Source organism: Streptococcus sanguinis (genome assembly GCF_001078705.1).
GTDB lineage: Bacteria > Bacillota > Bacilli > Lactobacillales > Streptococcaceae > Streptococcus > Streptococcus sanguinis_D.
In genome coordinates this window covers 1,870,615-1,890,792 of record NZ_CDMW01000001.1, presented here as the reverse complement: position 1 = coordinate 1,890,792, position 20,178 = coordinate 1,870,615, and the positions used below count along the sequence as shown (strand labels likewise).

At 42.9% G+C, this 20,178-nt stretch carries 19 protein-coding genes and 2 pseudogenes; 16 read left to right on the top strand and 5 right to left on the bottom strand.

What is annotated here, in order from left to right; genetic code table 11:
• Positions 1–3 precede the first annotated feature (3 nt).
• The 5 genes and pseudogenes from SSV_RS09520 to SSV_RS12380 all read left to right on the top strand — a co-directional run bounded on the left by SSV_RS09520 (position 4) and on the right by SSV_RS12380 (position 3,431).
• Positions 4–525, top strand: a complete 522-nt coding sequence (locus SSV_RS09520; RefSeq protein ID WP_072074601.1) for a dihydrofolate reductase family protein — start codon at positions 4–6, stop codon at positions 523–525.
• Positions 526–542: 17 nt separating this feature from the next.
• Positions 543–1,886, top strand: a complete 1,344-nt coding sequence (gene cysS / locus SSV_RS09515; protein ID WP_072074600.1) for a cysteine--tRNA ligase — start codon at positions 543–545, stop codon at positions 1,884–1,886.
• Entirely contained in the window at positions 1,879–2,271 is a 393-nt protein-coding gene (locus tag SSV_RS09510) for a Mini-ribonuclease 3 (protein WP_072074599.1), read from the top strand. The genes cysS and SSV_RS09510 overlap by 8 nt, the downstream gene beginning before the upstream one ends.
• Before the next feature lie 19 nt (positions 2,272–2,290).
• Positions 2,291–2,722, top strand: a pseudogene (locus tag SSV_RS09505) (DUF6892 domain-containing protein).
• A 286-nt stretch (positions 2,723–3,008) separates the two neighbouring features.
• Positions 3,009–3,431 (top strand): hypothetical protein, encoded by a 423-nt coding sequence (locus tag SSV_RS12380; protein ID WP_002905370.1) that lies wholly within the window; start codon positions 3,009–3,011, stop codon positions 3,429–3,431.
• 124 nt (positions 3,432–3,555) lie between these two features.
• Here the strand turns inward: SSV_RS12380 and SSV_RS09495 are convergent, their stop codons facing one another.
• On the bottom strand, positions 3,556–4,512 hold the full coding sequence (locus SSV_RS09495) for an aromatic acid exporter family protein (RefSeq protein WP_072074598.1): 957 nt from the start codon (positions 4,510–4,512) through the stop codon (positions 3,556–3,558).
• A gap of 151 nt (positions 4,513–4,663) precedes the next feature.
• Between SSV_RS09495 and rlmB the strand changes: the two genes are divergently transcribed.
• The 5 genes from rlmB to rpsI all read left to right on the top strand — a co-directional run bounded on the left by rlmB (position 4,664) and on the right by rpsI (position 7,802).
• Positions 4,664–5,392 (top strand): 23S rRNA (guanosine(2251)-2'-O)-methyltransferase RlmB, encoded by a 729-nt coding sequence (gene rlmB, locus SSV_RS09490; RefSeq protein ID WP_002914047.1) that lies wholly within the window; start codon positions 4,664–4,666, stop codon positions 5,390–5,392.
• Positions 5,389–5,910, top strand: a complete 522-nt coding sequence (locus SSV_RS09485; RefSeq protein WP_002902298.1) for an NYN domain-containing protein — start codon at positions 5,389–5,391, stop codon at positions 5,908–5,910. Before rlmB ends, SSV_RS09485 begins: the two co-directional genes overlap by 4 nt.
• Positions 5,900–6,763, top strand: a complete 864-nt coding sequence (locus tag SSV_RS09480) for a DegV family protein (RefSeq protein WP_072074597.1) — start codon at positions 5,900–5,902, stop codon at positions 6,761–6,763. The genes SSV_RS09485 and SSV_RS09480 overlap by 11 nt, the downstream gene beginning before the upstream one ends.
• Positions 6,764–6,943: 180 nt before the next feature.
• Entirely contained in the window at positions 6,944–7,390 is a 447-nt protein-coding gene (gene rplM / locus SSV_RS09475; protein ID WP_002893769.1) for a 50S ribosomal protein L13, read from the top strand.
• A 19-nt stretch (positions 7,391–7,409) separates the two neighbouring features.
• Positions 7,410–7,802 (top strand): 30S ribosomal protein S9, encoded by a 393-nt coding sequence (gene rpsI / locus SSV_RS09470; protein WP_002902303.1) that lies wholly within the window; start codon positions 7,410–7,412, stop codon positions 7,800–7,802.
• 96 nt (positions 7,803–7,898) lie between these two features.
• Here the strand turns inward: rpsI and SSV_RS09465 are convergent.
• Positions 7,899–8,075: pseudogene (locus SSV_RS09465) on the bottom strand (tyrosine-type recombinase/integrase); the annotation flags it as partial.
• 150 nt (positions 8,076–8,225) lie between these two features.
• On the opposite strand from SSV_RS09465, the gene SSV_RS09460 reads away from it, so the two are divergent.
• On the top strand, positions 8,226–8,738 hold the full coding sequence (locus tag SSV_RS09460; protein ID WP_072074596.1) for a GNAT family N-acetyltransferase: 513 nt from the start codon (positions 8,226–8,228) through the stop codon (positions 8,736–8,738).
• Between the two features lie 139 nt (positions 8,739–8,877).
• Here the strand turns inward: SSV_RS09460 and SSV_RS09455 are convergent, their stop codons facing one another.
• Positions 8,878–10,014: a YcjF family protein gene (locus SSV_RS09455; RefSeq protein WP_072074595.1), complete on the bottom strand. Its 1,137-nt coding sequence runs from the start codon at positions 10,012–10,014 to the stop codon at positions 8,878–8,880.
• A complete protein-coding gene (locus SSV_RS09450) occupies positions 10,004–10,240 on the bottom strand; it encodes a hypothetical protein (protein WP_072074594.1) in 237 nt (78 codons plus the stop codon). Before SSV_RS09450 ends, SSV_RS09455 begins: the two co-directional genes overlap by 11 nt.
• Positions 10,241–10,650: 410 nt before the next feature.
• Here SSV_RS09450 and SSV_RS09445 point away from each other — a divergent pair, with 410 nt between their 5' ends.
• From SSV_RS09445 to SSV_RS09430, 4 genes are all read left to right on the top strand, one after another.
• On the top strand, positions 10,651–11,094 hold the full coding sequence (locus SSV_RS09445; protein ID WP_072074593.1) for a hypothetical protein: 444 nt from the start codon (positions 10,651–10,653) through the stop codon (positions 11,092–11,094).
• Positions 11,095–11,311: 217 nt separating this feature from the next.
• On the top strand, positions 11,312–12,562 hold the full coding sequence (locus tag SSV_RS09440) for a dicarboxylate/amino acid:cation symporter (protein ID WP_072074592.1): 1,251 nt from the start codon (positions 11,312–11,314) through the stop codon (positions 12,560–12,562).
• Between the two features lie 14 nt (positions 12,563–12,576).
• Positions 12,577–13,515 carry an ATP-grasp domain-containing protein gene (locus tag SSV_RS12120; protein ID WP_176693597.1) on the top strand — a complete coding sequence of 313 codons (939 nt, stop codon included), beginning with the start codon at positions 12,577–12,579 and terminating at the stop codon, positions 13,513–13,515.
• 281 nt (positions 13,516–13,796) lie between these two features.
• Positions 13,797–18,023, top strand: a complete 4,227-nt coding sequence (locus SSV_RS09430; RefSeq protein ID WP_072074591.1) for a GH32 C-terminal domain-containing protein — start codon at positions 13,797–13,799, stop codon at positions 18,021–18,023.
• A gap of 148 nt (positions 18,024–18,171) precedes the next feature.
• Here SSV_RS09430 and SSV_RS09425 read toward each other — a convergent pair whose 3' ends face one another.
• On the bottom strand, positions 18,172–19,008 hold the full coding sequence (locus SSV_RS09425; RefSeq protein ID WP_072074590.1) for a MerR family transcriptional regulator: 837 nt from the start codon (positions 19,006–19,008) through the stop codon (positions 18,172–18,174).
• Between the two features lie 86 nt (positions 19,009–19,094).
• On the opposite strand from SSV_RS09425, the gene SSV_RS09420 reads away from it, so the two are divergent.
• Positions 19,095–20,129, top strand: a complete 1,035-nt coding sequence (locus SSV_RS09420) for an NAD(P)H-dependent amine dehydrogenase family protein (protein WP_072074589.1) — start codon at positions 19,095–19,097, stop codon at positions 20,127–20,129.
• The last annotated feature ends 49 nt before the right edge of the window (positions 20,130–20,178 follow it).

Genomic DNA, 20,178 nt, shown 5'->3' with positions numbered 1-20,178 from the left:
AGAATGGCAGTATATTTTTACGGCTGTATCACCATGGATGGCTACTTGGCAGACAGCCAGCACAGGATAGACTGGCTGCATCAGCTTGGTTCTGTAGAGGATACAGGCTATGATGACTTTTACAGGCAAATGGATATCACCATCATGGGCAAGCGGACCTTTGAGGAAATCCAAGATTTGCAAGATGTAGAAAGTTTTTATCAAGCTACGGAAAACTATGTCTTTACGCATGATAGGCACCTGCCTGTCAGCAATTACCAGTCAGTAGCTGGGGATGTGGTGGACTTTGTTCACCAAATTGATAAAGGCAAAAATGTCTTTGTGATTGGTGGTAATTCCTTGGTAGGACCGCTCTTGGATGCGGATCTTTTCGACCACCTCATTATTCAGATAGCGCCCCTTATCCTAGGAAAGGGGGTTCCCCTCTTTACCCAAGAGGAAGGGCAGCGCTTTTACCAACTGGATAGCCTCAGACAATTTGGCCCTTTTGCAGAGCTGGTTTTCAGCCGAAAAAGTCAGAAATAGAGAAGGGAGTGGACCGCATGATTAAAATTTACGACACCATGACCCGCAGCCTACGTGAATTTGTGCCCATTGAAGAGGGCAAGGTTCGCATGTATGTCTGCGGTCCGACGGTTTATAATTATATCCATGTCGGCAATGCCCGCTCAACAGTAGCTTTTGACACAGTTCGTCGCTATTTTGAGTATCGGGGATTTGAGGTCAATTATATTTCCAATTTTACAGATGTAGATGATAAGATTATCCATCGCGCCAAGGAAGAAGGCATCACACCAAAAGAAGTGGCGGACAAGTATATCGCAGCTTTTCGTGAGGATGTATCAGCTTTGGGTGTTAAGCCGGCTACTCAGCATCCGCGCGTGATTGACTTTATGGAGGCAATCATTGACTTTGTGCGGACTTTGGTGGACAAGGGCTACGCCTATGAGTCAGAGGGCGATGTCTATTTCCGTGTGGAAAAATCTCACAATTATGCCAAATTAGCCAACAAAACCCTGGCAGACTTGGAGTTGGGTGCTTCTGGTCGGACAGATGAGGAGACTGCTCGTAAGGAAAATAAAGTGGACTTTGCTCTCTGGAAGGCGGCTAAGCTGGGTGAGATTTCTTGGGACAGTCCTTGGGGAGCAGGTCGCCCAGGCTGGCACATCGAGTGTTCGGTCATGTCGACGGAGATTTTGGGTGATACTATTGATATCCACGGCGGAGGAGCAGACTTAGAATTTCCTCACCACACCAATGAAATCGCCCAATCAGAGGCCAAGACTGGCCAGACTTTTGCCAACTACTGGATGCACAATGGCTTTGTCAACATTGACGACGTCAAAATGTCCAAGTCTCTAGGTAATTTTATCACCGTTCATGATGCCCTCAAGACAATTGATGGTCAGGTGCTGCGTTTCTTCTTTGCTACCCAGCATTATCGTAAGCCAATTAATTTCACGGAAAAAGCTGTTCATGATGCAGCGACTAATCTCAAATATTTGAAGAATACCTATGAGCAGCCTTTCACTAGTCAGGCAGATTCTGCTCAGCTTCAGACCTTTCTGGACAAATTCACTGCCGCCATGGATGAAGATTTCAATGCAGCCAATGGTATCACGGTTGTCTTCGAGTTAGCCAAGTGGATCAACTCTGGCAATTACACCGCTGAAGTTAAGGCAGCCTTTGCCAAGCTCTTAGAAGTTTTTGGTATCGTTTTTGTAGAAGAAGTCTTGGATGCGGACATTGAGCGCTTGATTGAGGAGCGCCAAGCAGCGCGGGCTAATCGAGACTTTGCGACTGCGGACCGTATTCGGGATGAATTGGCCGCTCAGGGCATCAAGCTTTTGGATACTAAGGACGGAGTGAGGTGGACACGTGACTGATGTCAACCTGATTAACGGTATTGCCCTCGCCTTTGAGGGAGATGCTGTCTACTCCATGTATATCCGGCGTCACCTGATTTTTCAGGGGCTGACCAAGCCCAATCAGCTGCATAGGGAAGCGACCAAGTACGTTTCTGCCAAGGCTCAGGCTAATCTCATCTCTCTCATGCTGGAAGAAGGGATTCTGACGGAGAAGGAAGAGGATATCTACAAGCGCGGCCGCAATGCCAACAGCCACACCAAGGCTAAGAATACAGACATCGTCACCTACCGGATGTCGACCGGCTTTGAGGCAGTCATGGGCTACCTGCATATGACCGAATCTATTGAGCGACTGGAAGAGCTGATTGACTGGTGTATTCAGAAGATAGAGGCTTCGTTCTGATTCTGAAAGGAACTAATTTATGAGTGATTTCTTACAATTTGACAATTTTAATTTCAAGTTGGCTATTATTCAGGAGTTAATGTATGAACAAAACGTGCTTGAGCCACGATTTGATGTTTACAGTTTTTGTGAATCTGAGAAATTATCTGTAGATCCAGAAGACTTCGATGAGACACCAATTCCTGAAGTAGAGACTTATTTCAAACAGTTGGAAATACCTAAAGAGTATGCGTAGAATGTGGAAAGCCTCTTCTTTGATGGAGGTAATGATATCTATGCGCAATTAATCCCTTTATGGGATGGTGAAGATGATCAATTTGATTTGGAAAATGTGAGTGAAAAAGAGCTATCACAGTTTTCGAATTTAAAAACCATAGACGGAACAATTTTTCCATTTTCTAAAGAAGTACGTGACTTATTTGAATCTAAAGGAATTGATATCGAAGAGTAATATTATTGAATAAAGGAATTTTATGAAAAAATTTGTATTGTTTGCAGTCTGCTTATTTAGTCTGATGACACTTAGCGCCTGCATGTTTGTCCCTCTTTTCAGACGAAGTGGCAATACTTCTTCCTCGTCTAGCTCTAGCTACTCTAGAAAGCAGAGTTCATCTTCCAAAAAAGAATACTCTGATGACGACTATGGCTATAGCTCATCTAGTTCGTCTTCTGCAATTGAAGATGATCCATATACTCTCTTTAATGACTTTGGTCAATCTTTGGACGCCCTTACTGATATGCAAGATATTGATAAGTGGGAAGAATTTAAATCCATCAATCTCATTTATTTTGAAGAGGAGTCTGATCGGGTTGCTACTAAAAAGGATGAAGTGCGTGCTAAACTAGGTCAGCCAACTTCAGAGCTAAGTAGTGGAGGTGACCTGTGGAAGTCGGATAATTATACAATCCTTATTGGTTATGATGAAAATTCTGTTGTTATGAATAAGCTTATTACATTCACTTCCTCTAAGCAGGTGGAAAGTTTAAGCGGTATTTCTAAAGGGATGTCAGCCCAAGATGTTGTCAAAAAACTAGGTAAACCACGAGGACTGGATGTGACAGGTATGTTTACTCGCTTCGTTTGGGCGGACGAGGATGATAAGGACTATTACGTCTATTTTAAGGGAAACAAGGTTTATGACACTAAGGAACCTAATTAAAAAGACATCAGTTATATAGCCGATGTCATGAAATGAAAACAAATTATTTTAATTCGGAGATAAAGATGATTAAAGTCCTTTATCTCTTTTTTAGTTTTAGTACTTTATTTGCAAAATAAAGCAGCTAGTCTTCTTTATATTTTTCGTAAAATTCAACCTTAATCCTAATAAAGGTTTCCAAGTCTCGTAGGAGCTGCAGGAGCATGGCTCGGGTTTCAAATTCCTGGCGGGTCTTAGGGAGTGGTCGCTCGCGAAAAACGGCTAGATAGTTTTCAATCTCGCCCAAGAGGTCTCGGGCGGGATTTTCCTGGCTCAATTGCTTAGCGGTTTGGGAGAAGAGGCGGGCTAAAATCAAGCTTTCACTGGCTGCTAGATGGCAGTTATTGATATTGCAGGCCATGTCTTGCAGGATACTATTTTGGGCCTGTCGCATTTCAAAGTAGTGGATATGGTAGTTGGTCTGGTGAAAGAGGTGGTTGGAGTGGTCCAGATAGACCAGCTGCAAGGCCTGTTGCAAAATCTTGTCCAGCTCCTTGATCAGAGCTGCATCATTTCGGCCGTCTCCAGATTTTAAGAAATATTCAAAGCGCAGGAGAATCTTTTTCAGCTGTTCTTCCACTTGCTCATGGTAGCTGTCAATTTCTTGCTGGCGCGAGGGCATATAGAGATTGGCTAGCAGAGCAAAGCCAGTTCCAATAAGAAATAGAGCTAGCTCATTTCCAAGCAGAGACCAGGAGGTGGATTTTTCTAAGAGCAGATGGGTGACCAGAACGGTGCTGGGTGTGATGCCGATTTCCCAGCCAAGCCGAAAGGCCAGAGGTACATAGATCACGATATAGATGGCCAATGCTCCGAGATGAAAACCTAGAAAGTGAAAGGCCAGGCTTCCGATAGCCAGAGCCAGCAGGGTAGATAAAAAGCGATTGCCAGCTAGCTTTGCTGTGCTGCGGCGGGTATCAGTCACGCTGAGGATGGCAATAATTCCGGCTGAAGGTGAGTAGGGCCGACCTAAAAAGTCAGCCAGCCAAGCAGCGAGACAGGTAGCTAATACTAGCTTGATGGTGCGTTGGAGGAGAGACATGAGTAAGAGTTCCTTTTTTAGACTTCTTTCTATTATAGCACGACTAGCGGGGAATCTTAGGGCCTGCTGATTGCTTTTTATCAGAGCAGAATTCTGTCTCGCCCGAGTAAATCCTGCCGCCATTTTTTCGCCTTTGTGTTATACTAGTCCTATGGAAAAAAACGATATTGTCTACGGTGTGCATGCGGTGACAGAGGCTCTCGCAGCTAACACTGGAAATAAACTCTACATTCAGGATGACCTGCGTGGAAAAAAGGTCGATAAAATCAAAGATTTAGCAGCAGAGAAAAAGGTTTCCATCTCCTGGACACCTAAGAAGACCTTGCAGGAAATGACAGACGGGGCTGTTCACCAAGGCTTTGTTCTGCGGGTGGCGGAGTTCGCCTATACTGACTTCGAGGTGCTTTTGAAAAAAGCAGAGCAGGAAGACAATCCTCTCTTATTGATTTTGGACGGGCTGACTGACCCGCATAATCTGGGCTCTATCTTGCGGACGGCTGACGCGACCAATGTGGCTGGAGTCATCATTCCTAAGCACCGGGCAGTCGGTGTGACACCAGTCGTTGCCAAGACCTCAACGGGTGCCATTGAGCATATTCCCATTGCCCGTGTGACCAACCTCAGCCAGACACTGGACAAGCTCAAGGAAGCTGGTTTCTGGATTTTCGGTACAGATATGCAGGGGACGCCTTCTCATAAGTGGAATACAGCAGGCAAGCTGGCCCTCATCATCGGTAACGAAGGTAAGGGCATCTCAAGCAATATCAAAAAGCAGGTGGACGAGATGATTTCCATTCCCATGAATGGACATGTCCAGAGTCTCAATGCCAGTGTCGCAGCTGCTATTCTCATGTATGAAGTCTTTCGCAATCGCCTATGAAAAGAAAAATCTTACTGGTGGACGGCTACAATATGACGGCCTTTTGGCGGGAGACTCGTCCTTACTTTAACCGAGGAGAGCTAGATGCAGCGCGAACCATTCTGCTCCAGAAGCTCAGCAATTATGCCAGCTTTGAAGGACTGGAAGTTATCTGCGTCTTTGATGCCCAGTATATGCCGGGAGTTCGGCAGACCTACGAGGAGTTTAATGTAACGGTCGTTTTCACTGAGGAGGAGGAAACGGCGGATGACTATATTGAGCGCTTGGCAGCTGAGCTCAATACACCCAAAAATCAGGTGTCGGTTGCGACCAGCGATCTCAATGAGCAGTGGACTGTCTTCGCCCAAGGGGCTTTGAGAGTGTCCGCTAGAGAGCTAGAGAAGCGAGTCGCTGTTACCAAATCAGACCTCAATAAACTGAGCGGACAAATCAACCTGCAAAGACCGCCCTTGCGACCGATGGACAGCCAATCTTTGCGCGATTTACAAAAAATGATGGAGAAAAAAGATGACCTTTAAAATTTTAACCGATTCAACAGCAGACCTGCCAGAAAACTGGACCCAGGAAAATGATGTGCAGGTCCTAGGCCTAACCATTCAGCTGGATGGTCAAACCTATGAGACAGTTGGCGCAGGCAAGCTGACCAGCCAAGAACTTCTGGATAAGATGGAGTCCGGCAGCAAGCCGACTACCAGCCAGATCAATGTCGGCCAGTTTGAAGATGTCTTTCGCGGCTATGCTAAGGAAGGAATGCCAGTTCTCTATGTAGCCTTTGCTTCGGCCTTGTCTGGTACTTATCAGAGTGCAGTTATGGCGCGAGAAATCGTCATGGAAGATTTTCCAGATGCACTGATTCGTATCATTGATACCAAGGCAGCTTCTATGGGTGAAGGACTTTTAGTCATGAAGGCGGCAGAAGCTAGAGCCGCAGGTCAGAGCTTGGAGCAGACAGCAGACTTGATTGAGAGCTTGGTGCCTAAGGTCAAGACTTATTTTCTGGTTGATGATCTCAATCACCTCATGCGGGGCGGTCGGATTTCCAAAACTGCTGCGCTTATGGGGAGTTTGGTCAATATCAAGCCGATTATCGCTGTCAAGGGAGATGGGACTCTGGACTCGGTCGCTAAAGTTCGCGGCAAGAAGAAGGCGCAGGCCGAAGTGGTCCGCATGACTCTGGAAGGAGTTGCTGATCCGCGGGTGGTCATCGCCTATGCAGGTGCCAAAGAGATTGCTGAGAGTCTAAAAGCCCAGCTGCTGGAAAGCGACCAAGTGGAGGAAGTTCTCGTCATGCCTCTGGGGCCTGTCATTTCTACTCATACTGGTCCTGGAACTTTGGGACTCTTTAGTATCGCCCAAGACATTCAAGACTAAGAAAATATGAAATCGCTATTTCATAAATAATTGCTTCAAATCTATTGCTTTTGCCTACTATTTTTGATATGATAGTAGGCGGTATTGTTTACCCCATTTGTAAGGCCCCGGAACCTTTCAAATAACTCGCGGACCGGAACATCCGCCCTGTAAACAAAAACGATATTCATAGGAGAAATCATGAACAAAACAACATACATGGCTAAGCCAGGTGAAGTTGAACGCAAATGGTATGTAGTGGACGCTACTGATGTCCCTCTTGGACGCCTTTCTGCTGTTGTAGCAAGCGTACTTCGCGGAAAAAACAAACCAACCTTTACACCACACACTGATACAGGTGACTTCGTAATCGTTATCAATGCTGAAAAAGTAAAATTGACTGGTAAAAAAGCGACTGATAAGATCTACTACACTCACTCAATGTACCCAGGTGGATTGAAACAAATCTCAGCAGGTGAGCTTCGCTCTAAGAACGCTGTTCGTTTGATCGAAAAATCTGTTAAAGGTATGCTTCCGCACAATACTCTTGGCCGCGCTCAAGGTATGAAGCTGAAAGTATTTGTAGGCGCTGAGCACACTCATGCTGCACAACAACCAGAAGTTCTTGATATTTCAGGACTTATCTAAGGAAAGGAACAAATAAGCTATGTCACAAGCACAATATGCAGGTACTGGACGTCGTAAAAACGCTGTTGCACGCGTTCGCCTTGTTCCAGGAACTGGTAAAATCACTGTAAACAAAAAAGATGTTGAAGAGTACATCCCACACGCAGACCTTCGCTTGGTTATCAACCAACCATTCGCAGTTACTTCAACTGTTGGTCAATACGACGTTTTCGTAAACGTTGATGGTGGTGGCTACGCTGGTCAATCAGGAGCTATCCGTCATGGTATCGCTCGTGCCCTTCTTCAAGTAGATCCAGACTTCCGCGATTCATTGAAACGCGCAGGCCTTCTTACTCGTGATGCCCGTATGGTAGAACGTAAGAAACCAGGTCTTAAGAAAGCTCGTAAAGCTTCACAATTCTCAAAACGTTAATCAATGCGATTATATCAACGTTTCAAAGCACTCAAGAGTTTACCTCATGGGTGCTTTTTGCGTGTTTTTTTGGAAGAGTTTGCCTCAAAGTTCACCTTATTGTTTTAGAGGCTTTAAGGCAAATTCTCCAATTTCCATAGGGACTAAGTTAGAAGTATTGACATAAATTTGAGTTGTACCCGTTTCACTGTGGGTTAAAGCATCTGAAATTGATTGCAATGATGTTCCGGCTTGTTTAGCAAGGGTTGCTCCTGTATGTCTTAGTTTATGTGGTTTACCCTAGATATTATTTTGTAAATAGTCTTTTGTGTTATAATGTAGAAACGATATGAAAAACAAAAGTATTTGTTTGAATTCTATAAATTTCACTTTTTATAAATATGAGAAAATTTGAATGTATACAATGATGGGAGATGTTTTACAATGATAAATTTAGAGCTGATGTCTGAAGAAAATAGTATAGATGTTTATTCTTTTGAAAAAGAAAATCAAGAGTATTTTGAGCGAAATTTACCTCCTAGACCAGGTAATTATTTTGATCCAGAAGGTTTTAAGGAAATTACAAGGGAATTGTTAACGGAACAAGAAAATCATGACGCCTACATGCATATTATTAGAGATTCGAAAGGCGTTATGGTCGGAAGGATCAATTTAAGTGTTTTAGGGAGTGATAGAAAAACAGCAGAACTTGGATATAGGATTGGAGAAAAATATACTAATTTAGGCTATGCAAGCGAAGCGGTTAAGTTCGTTTTAGACAAGGCGTTTTATACTTATGGTTTAAATAGAATCATTGCGGGAACAGCAACGGATAATCTGGCCTCTAAGAGAGTGCTTTTGAAAAATGGTTTCACATATAGTAGAATTATAGAAAATAATTTACAAATTAATAATGAGTGGGTGCATACAGCAGTATTTGAGATAACGAATCTATAGTATCATCGTTCCCAGTTTGCTGACAGGACTGATGGAGTTATCAAGCTTTACAGATATTCAAGAGTTTTCTCTTGGATGTCTTTTTGATGTAAAAAGTCATTTAACCTAAAAATACCCCAAGATTCAAAATCTTGGGGTATTATCTTTTTTTAGATAATTGTTCTCTAAAAAGTTTTGTCATTTGTTTTTGTCCGGCAGGAGTACCTAGTGCTTCTTTGCTTATTTCTCCTTTAAATATTTGTTCCATTAAAAATAGGTAAGCCTCGCCTAAAGCAGTTGTAATTAATCCAGCTGTGGTTCCAGAAATCGTTCCGCCAACTGCTGTGCCTACTCCTGGGATAAATTTGAGTATATTAGAGACAATTGTTTTTCCAAGGAATGTTGCTCCCCCAGATCCTAAAGTTGAGGATACAAAGGCGGTTAGAAAGGTTTTATTGATATCAAGTCCAAATATTACAGTAATGCCAGTAATCATGCTTATCTGGGTCGGCACAAGCATGAAGGCATCCGCAAATGGAACCGGTGCGAAACCTTCACCAAAACTTGCTGCTACTGCAGTTGCAATGACTGCCCTAGCATGTTTTTTTTTAGATTCCAGAGATACTTTTTGGATGTTTTGCAGTGTATCCTGCAGTTCAGTTGGCAAGACCTCAGACATCACATCAATCAGAGTATCTAATCCAAAAGCTTTAGCGACATATTCCTCGTCAAAATCCATGTCCTGAGCTAGAATAGGCACAACTTTACAAACATCTAAGTTTTCCTGCTCAACATGAGCTTTCATTTCTAGTGCTTTCTTTTTAGGTACAGATTGAGTAAGGACAACGATGATTGGGACCTTAGACTGTTTATTCTTCTCGGAAAACTCTCTGAGCCATTCCACTTCCGAACTATCGAAAGTACGGTTTGAACCGACGTTAATACAATACCAAATGCAGTGAATGACCTCATTGATATCATTAGAAGAGTAACCGTCGTTAATTAGCTTTATCACTTCATCTTTGACACTCTCTTGTTGGGTATATGATAATTCAAAGCCGGGTGTGTCGTAAATAGCCAAAGGATATCCATTTTTTTCAATTTTGCGAATTTCCTGAGTTACTGGTCGGCCTAGTCCAGTATCAGCAAAATTCCCTCTAAACAAACTATTAATTAGTGTGCTTTTGCCAACACCTGATTTACCAATGACAATGATGTTTAATCTTTTTAAATTATTAATTTTATCATTAATCGCGTTGAGACATTGCTGCGCAATATTATCGGTATTAATTTGCATGATCTTCTACCTTTTTATAGTCAGATTTTTTAACTAACGTGTCCTTTCCATCAAAACTAGTTTTTAGATGATTAGTTAGTGTTACTTGTTTTTTATATACATAATTTCTAGTTTTTTTCAATACTCTAGGCAGAAGAACTGTAGAGGCTAAAATTAAAGCTCCACTTCCTAAGATATATTTTACTTTAGAGGAGTTTCTTTTTTTGTTACCTTTTGTCTTTGACATAATATTTCTCACTAATATGATTTTTAAAATAATTATATCATATAAGAAATTAAAAGAGTCAATTTAATGATTTTGTTTATCTCTTTGTTTTAAAGCTTTTAGAACAACTTCTTTGATAGAAATTGTAATGTTAGCAGAGATCTATTAGTTGTAATGAAGAGGCTGTAAAGATCTTGAAGATAGAGAAGTAGTTATGTGGTTTTCAGCCTCTCTCGCTCTCCAAGGTACAAGAAAAATAAACCAACAGCTTTGCGGGTATGGTTCATAGATTTAGTAATTTATAGATTTTTAAAAATTTATATAGTAAACTAGATGTGTAACATTGAGTTTTGAGTGACTGAAAAATTAGTATGGATGTTACCAGCTGTTTTAGAAAATTAGTGTGGTATCAAAAAATTTAAGGAGACGTTATGAAAAAACGAACGAAAAGCATAATTGCAACAATTGCATCAATAGTGGCGCTCGTAAGTCTGGGAGGATGTGCCATGACTCAAAAAGAAAGTAATAAACAAGATAAGAAAGTTGCTTCTTCAAAAAAGGCTATCAAAGATGATAAAGAAGCCATCAAGCAAAAACAGCTCGCTTATCTAAAAAATCATGAGCAAGAAATTATAGATTTGGTAAAAGCTCAAAGTCCAAAAGTCGAATCAGTTCAGATTGATTGGGAAGAGACGCAATGGAGTGATGGCGGTCTTACAAATCCCGAGTATTATATTAATGTTTTTGGGCGTATCAATAATATTGAAGAATCGGGTTGGGGAGTAGATCTCCCAATTAATGATGACAATACATTAAATATAGATGAGATGTATATAGGTTCCGATATTAGAATAGAAGGTAGATTATTTACCTAATTGGAATTTGAAAAATTTTAATAATATATGCTTCATTAGCAGAATCAGCCTATAGGGATAAAACTAATAGATATTCAATAGTTATTTCTTGGATGTCTTTTTTCCATTATTCCACTCCCCCATAAAATTCTTCTATTACTTTCATAGAAAATATATATTAGCCAGATAGGGTCAATCATAGTAAAATAGCTATCAAAATAGACTAAAGGAGTTTGGAATGAAAATCGTTTCTTTATGGTCAAAGGTTTCTCTGGGCTTACAACTCTTGATTGCTTTGATTTTGGGTATTCTTGTTGCTCTTATCTGGCCACAGTTTTCGGCTTTTTACCAGTTTTTGGGTCAAGCTTTTATCAGTTTGATTAATATGGTGATTATTCCGCTAGTCTTTCCGGTTGTAGTCGTAGCTGTGGCTGGTGTGATCGGCAAGAAATCTTTCGGGAAGCTTTTGTCAAAGAGTCTGCTCTATTTCTTTGCGGTCACGACGGCGATTACCTTTATTTTTGTCTTTGCAGCTTATTATCTAGGCTTTGGTCAGGGAGTCAATATCGGTCAGGCGGGAGCCAGCATTGATGGGATTGCCAAAAGTATTCAATTGGATGAGTTTTTTCTTAGCTTCATTCCCTCCAATATCATCAAGTCGCTTTCAGAAGGAGCTCTGCTTCCTATTATTGTTTTTGCTCTATTTTTAGGATTTGGGCTTGGAAGCCTCAAGGAAGAAAAGACTCAGAAAGCTGTTGAGCTGCTGCAGATTTGGATTGAGGCTATTTATAAAATTGTCGGTGTGATTGTGAAGCTGTCTCCGATTGGTATTTTTGGTTTTATTGCCAAAGATGTAGCCACAACAGGAGTTGATAAGTTGATTGGTTTGGGTCAATTTGTAGCAGGGACTTATCTGGCTTATGCGGTGCTAGCTTTAGTGATTTTTCCATTGCTTGCTTTTGCTTTCAGAATTCCTTATCTGACAAGCTTACAACGGATTTGGAGTCTTCTGACTTTAGCTTTTGTCTCTGGCAGCTCCAGTGTTGTCCTGCCGCCGTTGTTGAAAGATTTAAAGAAGCAGGGTTATGATGAGCATGTCATAGATTTGGTTGTGCCTTTGGGTTACACTTTTAATCTTGAGGGGGCCGCTGTGTATTTCTCTGTAGCAACTATTTTTATTGCGCATGCTTATGGGATTGCTTTTTCTGTATCAGGGCTTTTCTTTACTGTTTTGCTTTTGACTTTGATTGGTAAAACAGCTGCGACTGTGCCTTCAGGAGCGATTGTTGTCTTGCTGGCAGCTGCGCCTCAGCTAGGCCTACCGGTGGAAGGCGTTGCCCTGATTTTTGCGGTTGATTTCTTTGTTAATGCTGGTCGAACTGCCCTCAATGTTCTAGGTCAGGTCTTGGCCGTCAGTGTTATTGAAAAGACGGAAGGCAATGTAGTAGAAGAATCGAAAAGCAGCAAGCTGGCTGTTCGGTATTCCTAAAGGAGAGAAGACTTATGAGTCAAGCAAAAGTATACGTTATTCATGAAAATTTGGAGTGGACGCAGCACTTGGTCAAGTGGCTGGAGAAAAAAGATGTGCCCTATGAACTTTGGGATTTGTCAAGTGGGATCCTAGATCTGCAGAGTCCGCCCCCAACAGGAATTTTCTACAATCGGATGTCTGCTTCTTCTCATACGCGTGGACACCGCTACGCACCAGAATTTACAGAGCAAGTTCTAACTTGGCTGGAAGCTCATGATCGTAAAGTCATCAACGGCAGTGTGGCTATTAATCTGGAAATCAGCAAAATTAAACAGTATTTGAAGCTTTCTGAGGTTGGAATTGCTTATCCAGAGACAGTAGCCGTTTTGGGTCAAGAGAATATTCTGGAAGCGGCTAGAAAACTAGATATTTATCCCCTGATTACCAAGCACAATCGGGCTGGGAAAGGTTTGGGAGTGCAGCTCTTCAATAGTGAGGAAGAGTTAGAAGCCTATGTAGACAGTCCTGCTTTTGAGCCTTCTGTGGATGGGATCACTCTACTTCAGGCCTATATCAAGCCTGCGGATGGTCGCATTCGTCGTTCGGAGTTTATCAACCAGAAGTTTCTTTATACTGTATCCATTGATTCATCAGATGGCTTTCAGCTTTGTCCGGCAGATGGGTGTCAGATTGGGCAAAAGCCTGCTCAGTTGGAAACATCGGATAAGTTTCAAATCACAGAGCCGCTGCCTGTTAGTCAAAGACAGGCTTATGAGACATTTCTAGCTCAGGCCGGCATTGATGTGGCAGCCATTGAGTGGGTAGAGTCGGAGGCAGGTCAGATCTATGTCTATGATGTGAATACTAATACCAACTATAATCCGACAGCAGAAGAAAAAGCAGGAATTTTTGCTCATCAGCACTTGGCAGAATATCTAAAGAACGAGCTGGCAGCATCCTATCCAGAATAAATTTAAAACAAACAAAAGCTTTCCGTTTTGGAGGCTTTTTGTTTTTTCTTCATTATTTCTAAAATATGACATCTGTCATTTTGTTTTTGTGACAAACGTTAGGTGAAGCGCTTACAAAAATTTGTTATATTTAGATTATTGAGATTGCTTCTTTTTTATAAAGGAGTTAGGTGCTAAACGAGGTGTTCATTTTGAACAAGAAAAGGTGAAAGGAGTGCGTTATGTAGCAGTAATTTGGTTGTGAGGAGTCTGATTTTATTTTTAGAATATTGAGGTGCATCATGAAAAATCATCAGGAAAAAGTGTGTAAAAATTGGTTTATGAGAAAAAGCGGCAAGCGTTGGGTGTTTGGGTGCGCCTTGCTTGCTTTTGGAGCTTTCTTGTTAGATGGTGGCGGTGTGGTTTATGCAGATGAGAGTAATACTAATCCAGCCCCTACTCAGGTCTTGCAGGCTGATTCATCAGCTGTCTCGGAGCCTGAGATCGGGCAAACAGCTGATCCTACAAGGAATGCCGATAAGGTAGAAAACTCTGTAGCTGAGGAGACAGCTGCGGCTGCAGCGACGGAAGTGGGTAGTCAGGATGCAGCAGTGGGGTCAGCCAACCAAAAGGCTGATAAGGATAATCAAGTCACAGCAAACGCTAAAGAGACCAAACAGGAAGAAGACGAACAGCCAGCAGCGAAGGAAGTTGCTTCGGAAAAACTCCCTGCCGCAGAGACTGTAGATAAGCAGTCAGGCTTCAATACTAATTTGGCAGAAGCCAAGGGAGACAAAAATGGAGTTTGGGAAGTCCGGGAACAAGGTCTTTATAGTGATGCCAGAGGCAAAGGTGATAGTTTCCTTTACTCTCAAAGTCAGGGCAAAGACTTTGTTTACTCGACGGATGTAACTTTCCTCAGTAAGGAAGGGGCGGCAGCCCTCATTTTCCGCAGTAATAATAATCCGGATGACAAGAGCAGCTATGCAGTTAATATTGATGGTGGAAGCAACAATGTGAAATTTTGGCGTTGGCAAGGCGGGCGTGACTATCAGTTCATCAATGAAAAGCATATCGAGCCAACGGATGATAATAAATATCGGCTCAAGGTTGTTTCTATCGGCTCTTGGGTATCCTATTATGTCAATGATATTCTAGTGGCCAGCTCAGGAGATTACACGCTTCAGAGAGATGATAAGGGGCAGAATACTTATCTGTCAGAAGGTTATTTTGGCTTACTAAATTGGAATAGCGAGCTGCTTTTTCAAAACACCTTTTACAAAGAAATCACTCCTCAGTCTAATCCCGAGTTAGAGGATATAAGGGTGACTTATTCGGTTGGGAAAGTGGAGCTGAAAGGTCAGTTCACTGCCCCTATCACTATCCAGTATGTCAAGCATGATGCTGAGACTGTAAGCTTGACCGTCGTAGCGAAAAATTCTGCTGCCAAGGTAAGCGTGACCGATGCTGCAGGTAGGGTTTATAGTGATTTGAAGAATATTCCGCTGGCAGTGGGGGCAAACTATCTGACTGTGACCAGTACTGTGACGGATGCGGATGGGCAGGAGGTCAGCCTGACTTACCGGCTCAATGTCCATCGTCGGCAGGCAGATGAGGTATACTACAATGAGCTCTATCGTGGTCAGTATCATTATTCGGTCAAGGACGGTTGGGCCAATGATCCCAACGGGCTGGTTTATTACAAGGGAGTCTATCATTTCTTCTATCAGTTTTATGATGATACCAAGTGGGGGCCTATGCACTGGGGCCATGCGACCAGCAAGGATTTGATTCATTGGGAAGAACAGCCGATTGCATTTTATCCGGATGCTAATGGGGCTATGTTCTCAGGCTCTATCGTAGCAGATACCACTAATTCCTCTGGTTTATTTGACAATGACCAGGGCGGTTTAGTCGCGCTGATTACTGCCGATGGAAACGGTCAGCGCATCAAGTTAGCCTACAGTAAGGATGAGGGCCGGACTTGGACGAAGCTTGATCAAATTGCAGCTGACTGGACGGATGATCCACTGCAATCTCAGGATTTTCGTGACCCCAAGGTCTTCCGTTGGGAGGGTAAATGGTTTATGATCGTTGCAGGCGGACCGCTGAGAATTTATTCCTCTGATAATCTGCGTAATTGGAAGGTGGAGTCAACCTATACGGATCTCCATACGGAGTGTCCGGATCTCTATCCTCTACTGGCAGATGATGGTAGCCTAAAATGGGTCCTGTCTCGTGGCGGGCGCTCCTATAAGGTCGGTGATTTTAGACAGGTGGAGGGCAAGTGGACCTTCGTTCCAGATGCTGAGTTTGCTCAGGCTGATCAGGTCATGAACTTTGGTAAAGACTCTTATGCAGCCATGACTTACTACGTTCAGGACTTTGGCAGCAAGGCTAATCCAACCCTACCCGACATTATCGAGTCTAACTGGATGAATACTTGGGAGGACTACTGTAATCTGGTAGCCGATACCGTCGGTCAGAAGTTCAACGGAACCTTCAACCTTAACCTCAAACTAGGCCTTATCAAGCAAGATGGCAGCTATCGGCTGACTCAGACACCAATTGCAGCTTATCAGACTCTGCGTCAGGAAGATAAGGCTGTGTTGTATAAAGATGTGGAAGTTAGTGAGAAGAATGAGCTGTTGAAAGATTTTTCCGGTGTTCAGTATGAAATTGTCTCTACTTTTCGGCCGAGTGAAACGACCAAGAAAGTCGGTTTTAACCTGCGGGTTGGAGATGGAGAAGTGACTAGAGTTACCTATGATTTAGAAAAGGAAACTCTCTCTATTGACCGCAGCCAGTCCGGCATTCTTCTCAGTAATAAATTTGCTCAGGTGGATAGTCAGTCCGTCAAGCGCAATGCGGATGGAAGTATAGATCTGCATCTCTATGTGGATCGCTCCAGCCTAGAAGTCTTTGCCAAAGGATATACTGTAGCGGGTGCCAATCAGATATTCCCTGCGCCAAATAGCCTTGCGGCTAGTGTTTTTGTAGAAGGTGGTGCTGCTAAGGCTGACATTGCTCTTTATCCGCTGAAGGGCATCTGGAAAGACAAACAGACAGTGACCAAACCACTGGAACTAGTGCAGGCTTCTCCTGTGACAAATAATATTTATGTCGGCGATACTTTGGATTTGAAAGCATATGTCATGCCAGCAAGTGTCTCTCAAGCGGTCAGCTGGAGTGTGGATCAGCCAGACTTGGTCTCTGTCACGGAAGATGGCAATAAGCTGCGAGTGACTGCTCTGCAAAGGGGCGTGGTCAAGGTAACGGCGACCTCTAAGGCAAATCCAAGCCTTTCCAAGGTCTTCACCATCAATATCAGCCGTAATGACTTTAAGACCAATGTTCCAGACTTAAAAGCTATCTCTGGTAAGTGGTATGTCGACGGTGAAAGTCTCTATAATCAGAATACCAGCGCCAATGATTATTATATGGGAGGTCAGAAGATTCCTTTCCCTGAGTATAACTTGGATGTGGATCTCAAGTATCAAAAAGGCTTGATTAATATTTTCTATGCGTCTGAAAATGTTGATCCTCGCAATGCTTATTCTATTCAATTTGGCGATAATGATAAGATTCGACTTTACCGCTTTATGGGAGAGACGATTGCAGAAAGTAGCATGAATGGCAAGCATCTTAATGACGGCCAGTTCCACCATGTTAAGCTAGTGAAAACTAAAAATGGTGTCAGTGTATCTGTGGATGGTGTAGAATACCTGAACCACCAATTTGATACGGTTGAGCCTTATTATAATGATGCCTACGTCGGTCTGGGACTCTGGGATGGGGACTTGGAAGCGCGCAATTTCTTTGTGACCAATCTTCATGCCCCAGCAGTTAATAAGGCTTCTCTGCAGAAAGTGGTAGACAATACGGCTAGTCTAGATCCAAGCCTCTACACAGATGAGACAGTTCAAGCTTACCAGTCAGCCTTGGCTCGAGCCCAGTCTCTCTTGGCAGATGAAAAAGCGGAGCAGGCAGATTTAGATAGAGCAGAACAGGATCTGAAAGCAGCTCTTGCTGCTCTGGCTGTGAAACCAAGTCATCAGGTCACTCCGGAAGAAGGGATAAAGGACCTAGTGGAAGAAAAGCCTTTCTTAGAAGTCGTAATGGAAGAGATTGCATATCAGACCCGAGAACAGGAAAATCCAGAACTGGAACAAGGGCAGCGGCGGATACTTGTAACTGGCCAAAAGGGTCAAAAGCGAGTCTTTGTAGAAGTCTTGAAGGGTCAGAGAACCGTCCTCGGTCAGGAAGTGCTTTCTCTAGCAGTTGACGAACTAGTAGAAGTTGGCAGCAAGGTGGTGGCTGAAAGTGCTAAACAGCCTTTGACAAGGACCCAGCCTCAAGCTCTGAAGCAAGGTAAGGAAGAGAAAGTTATTCCGTCGCCAAGATTGCAGCCAGCTCCCGACTCAGCTCTGCCTAGGACTGGCACTCAAGAAGATAAGTTTCTGCCTCTGGCTGGTTTAGCTTTTCTGGGAATGGGTCTTCTAGCTGGAAGGAAGAAACAAGAAGACTAAGGTGCTAAGCGATGGTTATTTGCACATAAAAAGGATGGGGTTTTCCCGTCCTTTTTTGATATAGATACGGCTTGTGAAATGATTAGTTTTTGGCTGGGCATGCTCTAGTATCTGGCAAGAAATTCTACTACATGCATCTACTTGCTTTTTATCCCTCTATCCGAACTTGCATCCGGATGAACATATCGCGGTGCTGCTCCTGGAGTTGTGGCTGTTCATGGATGACCTCGCAGATATAATCACCCACAGGAGTATATCCAGCTTGGGACAGATCCTGGTAAAAATGCGGCAGAGCTTTAAGTTCATCTGCGAAGGAAGGGCAGTAAGCAACAGCATAATTTCCTGCCGGCAGCAACATTCGATTTAAGTGAGGAAGTTCATTGGGAGTATGATGGAAGAGACAGAGTTGCTTGGAAATCCATCTTTCTTTTTGGAAATCTTCTTGTTTCATAATGGAGCCAACGCGGCTGAAATGAGTGAAAAAAGGACTGTAAAGTAGAATTTCTTGCTTGAAGCAGCGGAGAGCAAGTTCGTATTCTTCACTTTTCATTTGATAAATATTTTGCTCAATTTCAAAAGTAAGCAGCTGCCGCTCAGGAAAAGTTAGGATTTCCAGTTCTTGCTCGCTCTGCTTTTCGCCATAGATACGGGCACCAGACCGAAAGATTTCGATTTCTTGGATTTGTTTTTCTAAATCCTCTTTTTCCTCTAGAAGGCGCTGATAGCGTTCCTCGATAAGCTGGTGCAGTTGAAAATGGTCCTTATCAGATAGGATTTCTTTGATGTCTTCTAGAGAAAAATTCAGTTGACGCAGGTACTGAATGGAGTCAACCAGAGAAGATTGATTGATGTGATAGTAGCGATAGTTGGTTTCTGGATCGACTTTATAGGGTTTTAAAAGACCGATTTGGTCATAGAATCGTAGAGTTTGGATGGAAATCTGATTTATTTGGGAAAATTCTCCGATACGCAAAATTTTTTTCATTTTTTAAAACCCTCTATTGACTCTCTAGTTACTAGAGATATTATACTATAATTGTGAAAATAATAACAATTAATGGAGGGTTTGCCATGAGAAATACAAAAATTCGTGCTGTTCAGTATGGCTGCGGCAAGATGTCTAAAGTGATTTTCAAGTATCTGCTGGATCACGGTGTAGAAATTGTCGGAGCTATTGATAACAATCCTGCTGTAGTAGGACAGGATGTTGGCGATTTTGCAGAGCTAGGCTATAAGACTGGTGTTCTGATTTCTGATAATGCCGAACATGTCTTTGGAGAGTGTGACGCTGACATTGCCATTGTCACTATTGCTTCCTATATGCCGGAAATGTATGATTTTTTTGAAACAGCCATCAAGCATGGAGTTAATATCATCACGACCTGTGAGGAAGCTATCTACCCTTGGACGACGTCGCCATCTGAAACAAACCGCTTGGACAAGCTGGCCAAAGAATATGGTGTCACTGTAATGGGCTCAGGCATGCAGGATATTTACTGGATTAATATGCCTTGCTTGGCTATGTCTGGCCTTAATCGCATTCAAAAGGTGAAAGGGATTGTCAGCTATAATGTGGAAGATTATGGTCTGGCTTTGGCAGAAGCGCATGGTGCTGGTTACGATTCAGAGAGATTTGAAAAGGAAATTGCCAGTGCTGAGAGTCTGCCGTCCTATATGTGGAATGCTGCTGAAGCTATTTGCTCTAAGATGAACTGGACCATTCAGGATATTTCACAAAAGAGTGTTCCTTACATTTTGGATGAAGATGTTTATTCTGAAACCCTGGGACGCACGGTTCCAGCAGGTCAAGTAACGGGGATGTCGGCTGTGACAACCATTCATACCCATCAAGGAATTGAGTTAGAAGTAGAGTGTATTGGCAAGGTCTATCGTGAAAATGACGGGGATATGTGTGATTGGGAAATTACCGGCGATCCAAATCTAGTTTTCTCAGTCAGCAAGCCTGATACTGTAGCCTTGACCTGTGCTACCATTGTCAATCGTATCCCATCTGTGTTAGACGCACCGGCAGGTTATGTGACCTCTGAGTTGGCGCGTGACTTAGCCTATCCGACCTATCCACTTCATACCTATGTGGAAAAATAGCAGAGCTTATAACTAAAAATACACCTCCCACATCAATTGGGAGGTGTAT

Coding starts and splice junctions, on each gene's coding strand:
- SSV_RS09520 (WP_072074601.1), top strand. CDS start 4: ATGGCAGTATATTTTTACGGCTGTATCACCATGGATGGCTACTTGGCA.
- cysS (WP_072074600.1), top strand. CDS start 543: ATGATTAAAATTTACGACACCATGACCCGCAGCCTACGTGAATTTGTG.
- SSV_RS12380 (WP_002905370.1), top strand. CDS start 3,009: ATGCAAGATATTGATAAGTGGGAAGAATTTAAATCCATCAATCTCATT.
- SSV_RS09495 (WP_072074598.1), bottom strand. CDS start 4,512: ATGTCTCTCCTCCAACGCACCATCAAGCTAGTATTAGCTACCTGTCTC.
- rlmB (WP_002914047.1), top strand. CDS start 4,664: ATGGAAAAAAACGATATTGTCTACGGTGTGCATGCGGTGACAGAGGCT.
- SSV_RS09485 (WP_002902298.1), top strand. CDS start 5,389: ATGAAAAGAAAAATCTTACTGGTGGACGGCTACAATATGACGGCCTTT.
- SSV_RS09480 (WP_072074597.1), top strand. CDS start 5,900: ATGACCTTTAAAATTTTAACCGATTCAACAGCAGACCTGCCAGAAAAC.
- rplM (WP_002893769.1), top strand. CDS start 6,944: ATGAACAAAACAACATACATGGCTAAGCCAGGTGAAGTTGAACGCAAA.
- rpsI (WP_002902303.1), top strand. CDS start 7,410: ATGTCACAAGCACAATATGCAGGTACTGGACGTCGTAAAAACGCTGTT.
- SSV_RS09460 (WP_072074596.1), top strand. CDS start 8,226: ATGATAAATTTAGAGCTGATGTCTGAAGAAAATAGTATAGATGTTTAT.
- SSV_RS09455 (WP_072074595.1), bottom strand. CDS start 10,014: ATGCAAATTAATACCGATAATATTGCGCAGCAATGTCTCAACGCGATT.
- SSV_RS09450 (WP_072074594.1), bottom strand. CDS start 10,240: ATGTCAAAGACAAAAGGTAACAAAAAAAGAAACTCCTCTAAAGTAAAA.
- SSV_RS09445 (WP_072074593.1), top strand. CDS start 10,651: ATGAAAAAACGAACGAAAAGCATAATTGCAACAATTGCATCAATAGTG.
- SSV_RS09440 (WP_072074592.1), top strand. CDS start 11,312: ATGAAAATCGTTTCTTTATGGTCAAAGGTTTCTCTGGGCTTACAACTC.
- SSV_RS12120 (WP_176693597.1), top strand. CDS start 12,577: ATGAGTCAAGCAAAAGTATACGTTATTCATGAAAATTTGGAGTGGACG.
- SSV_RS09430 (WP_072074591.1), top strand. CDS start 13,797: ATGAAAAATCATCAGGAAAAAGTGTGTAAAAATTGGTTTATGAGAAAA.
- SSV_RS09425 (WP_072074590.1), bottom strand. CDS start 19,008: ATGAAAAAAATTTTGCGTATCGGAGAATTTTCCCAAATAAATCAGATT.
- SSV_RS09420 (WP_072074589.1), top strand. CDS start 19,095: ATGAGAAATACAAAAATTCGTGCTGTTCAGTATGGCTGCGGCAAGATG.